Here is a 2,104-nt window from a genome sequence, read left to right as displayed (position 1 = left end):
GGGGACTCTGGAGAGACTGCCCGGGACGACCGGGAGGAAGGCGGGGATGACGTCAAATCATCATGCCCCTTATGTCTTGGGCTACACACGTGCTACAATGGGCGGTACAAACCGAAGCGAAATCGCGAGATGGAGCGAACCGGAGAAAGCCGTTCACAGTTCGGATTGCAGGCTGCAACTCGCCTGCATGAAGGCGGAATCGCTAGTAATCGCAGGTCAGCATACTGCGGTGAATACGTTCCCGGGCCTTGTACACACCGCCCGTCACACCACGAAAGTCGGCAACACCCGAAGTCGGTGAGCTAACCTAACGGAGGCAGCCGCCGAAGGTGGGGTCGATGATTGGGGTGAAGTCGTAACAAGGTAGCCGTATCGGAAGGTGCGGCTGGATCACCTCCTTTCTACGGAGAAATGCGAAGACTTTTTTAAGTCTTCGATACTTCGAGGTCGGAACGTCAGCGAGATGAATGCGCAGCGTACCTGGCAGAGGCAGAATATGTCGCTGCTTAGAGACGGTCGATGCAGCATCACGATGACGAATAGGAAGTCACGCTCCTACAACTGTTTGATTTTGAGGGACCGATGGCAGTTTAAATGTCACAAATAAATTCGAAAAAAAACTGCGAATTACCAAAAATTATACTTGATATCGACAAGAACTTCTGGTAGAATACGTACTCGTGTGGCAGATAAATATTGATAAAAATGGGCGATTAGCTCAGATGGTTAGAGCGCTTGCTTGACATGCAAGAGGTCAGCGGTTCGATTCCGTTATCGCCCACCATTTGCCTCGGTAGCTCAGTCGGTAGAGCAGAGGACTGAAAATCCTCGTGTCGGTGGTTCGATTCCGCCCCGAGGCACCATAAATCGGAGGGATTCCCGAGTGGCTAAAGGGAGCAGACTGTAAATCTGCCGGCTCTGCCTTCGTTGGTTCGAATCCAACTCCCTCCACCATTTCTTTTTTGGTGCTACATGCAAAATACTGGGGTGTCGCCAAGCGGTAAGGCAGTGGACTTTGACTCCACCATGCGTTGGTTCGAATCCAGCCACCCCAGCCATTTGATCCATTAGCTCAGTTGGTAGAGCACCTGACTTTTAATCAGGGTGTCGCTGGTTCGAGTCCAGCATGGATCACCATCTTTATGGCCCGTTGGTCAAGCGGTCTAAGACACCGCCCTTTCACGGCGGCTACAGGGGTTCGAATCCCCTACGGGTCACCAACTTTTTTGGGCGATTAGCTCAGCTGGGAGAGCGCTTGCCTTACAAGCAAGATGTCGGCAGTTCGATCCTGTCATCGCCCACCACGGAGCAGTGGTGTAGAGGCCTAACATGCCAGCCTGTCACGCTGGAGATCGCGGGTTCGAATCCCGTCTGCTCCGCCATTTTTCTTTCATATGTGGAGTGGTACTCAAGTGGCTGAAGAGGACGGTTTGCTAAACCGTTAGTGGTCGCAAGGCCAGCGCGGGTTCAAATCCCGCCCACTCCGCCATCCTTTTGCCGGCGTAGCTCAATTGGTAGAGCAACTGACTTGTAATCAGTAGGTTGCGGGTTCGAGTCCCATCGTCGGCTCCACTTTTGTGGCGGTGTAGCTCAGTTGGTCTAGAGCACACGGTTCATACCCGTGGTGTCGTAGGTTCAAATCCTACCACCGCTACCAACTTAATTTTCTGGAGAGATGGCCGAGCTGGTCGAAGGCGCACGATTGGAAATCGTGTAGGCGGGCAAAACCTGTCTCAAGGGTTCGAATCCCTTTCTCTCCGCCATATTTGAATAGGATATTGCCGAAGTGGCGGAATTGGCAGACGCGCTGGTCTCAAAAACCTGTGGGCGAGAGCCCGTGCCGGTTCGACCCCGGCCTTCGGCACCATGTTGTTACAAAAGACAAGCTTAATTATGGAGATGTAGGGGAGTAGCTCAATTGGTAGAGTGGCGGTCTCCAAAACCGTAGGTTGCGGGTTCGATCCCTGTCTCCCCTGCCAATTTACATTGATAGCTTTTCGAAGTAATGAATGCCGCTGTAGCTCAGTAGGTAGAGCGTATCCTTGGTAAGGATAAGGTCACCGGTTCAATCCCGGTCAGTGGCTCCAGATGCGAGAGTGGCGGA

The 2,104-nt window shown here is 52.8% G+C and carries 15 tRNA genes and 1 rRNA gene; all 16 read left to right on the top strand.

The window, feature by feature from the left end:
- Positions 1-401, top strand: a 16S ribosomal RNA gene (locus tag EDD73_RS14655); the annotation flags it as partial.
- Between the two features lie 306 nt (positions 402-707).
- Positions 708-784 (top strand) — tRNA-Val (locus EDD73_RS14650).
- Positions 785-787: 3 nt separating this feature from the next.
- Positions 788-863: transfer RNA gene (locus EDD73_RS14645), tRNA-Phe, on the top strand.
- Between the two features lie 6 nt (positions 864-869).
- A tRNA-Tyr gene (locus tag EDD73_RS14640) sits at positions 870-954 on the top strand.
- Between the two features lie 29 nt (positions 955-983).
- Positions 984-1,058: transfer RNA gene (locus tag EDD73_RS14635), tRNA-Gln, on the top strand.
- 3 nt (positions 1,059-1,061) lie between these two features.
- Positions 1,062-1,137, top strand: a tRNA-Lys gene (locus EDD73_RS14630).
- Between the two features lie 7 nt (positions 1,138-1,144).
- Positions 1,145-1,220, top strand: a tRNA-Glu gene (locus tag EDD73_RS14625).
- A gap of 8 nt (positions 1,221-1,228) precedes the next feature.
- A tRNA-Val gene (locus tag EDD73_RS14620) sits at positions 1,229-1,304 on the top strand.
- 1 nt (position 1,305) lies between these two features.
- A tRNA-Asp gene (locus tag EDD73_RS14615) sits at positions 1,306-1,382 on the top strand.
- 16 nt (positions 1,383-1,398) lie between these two features.
- Positions 1,399-1,489 (top strand) — tRNA-Ser (locus EDD73_RS14610).
- 7 nt (positions 1,490-1,496) lie between these two features.
- A tRNA-Thr gene (locus tag EDD73_RS14605) sits at positions 1,497-1,572 on the top strand.
- Between the two features lie 7 nt (positions 1,573-1,579).
- Positions 1,580-1,657, top strand: a tRNA-Met gene (locus tag EDD73_RS14600).
- Between the two features lie 12 nt (positions 1,658-1,669).
- Positions 1,670-1,763: transfer RNA gene (locus EDD73_RS14595), tRNA-Ser, on the top strand.
- Positions 1,764-1,780: 17 nt separating this feature from the next.
- Positions 1,781-1,867, top strand: a tRNA-Leu gene (locus EDD73_RS14590).
- A gap of 36 nt (positions 1,868-1,903) precedes the next feature.
- A tRNA-Trp gene (locus EDD73_RS14585) sits at positions 1,904-1,979 on the top strand.
- Positions 1,980-2,011: 32 nt separating this feature from the next.
- A tRNA-Thr gene (locus tag EDD73_RS14580) sits at positions 2,012-2,087 on the top strand.
- Positions 2,088-2,104 lie beyond the last annotated feature (17 nt).

The sequence above is a fragment of the Heliophilum fasciatum genome (assembly GCF_004341395.1).
Taxonomy (GTDB): Bacteria; Bacillota; Desulfitobacteriia; order Heliobacteriales; family Heliobacteriaceae; genus Heliophilum; species Heliophilum fasciatum.
Note: the sequence above shows the minus strand (reverse complement) of the source record. Positions and strands in the feature narration are given on the sequence as shown.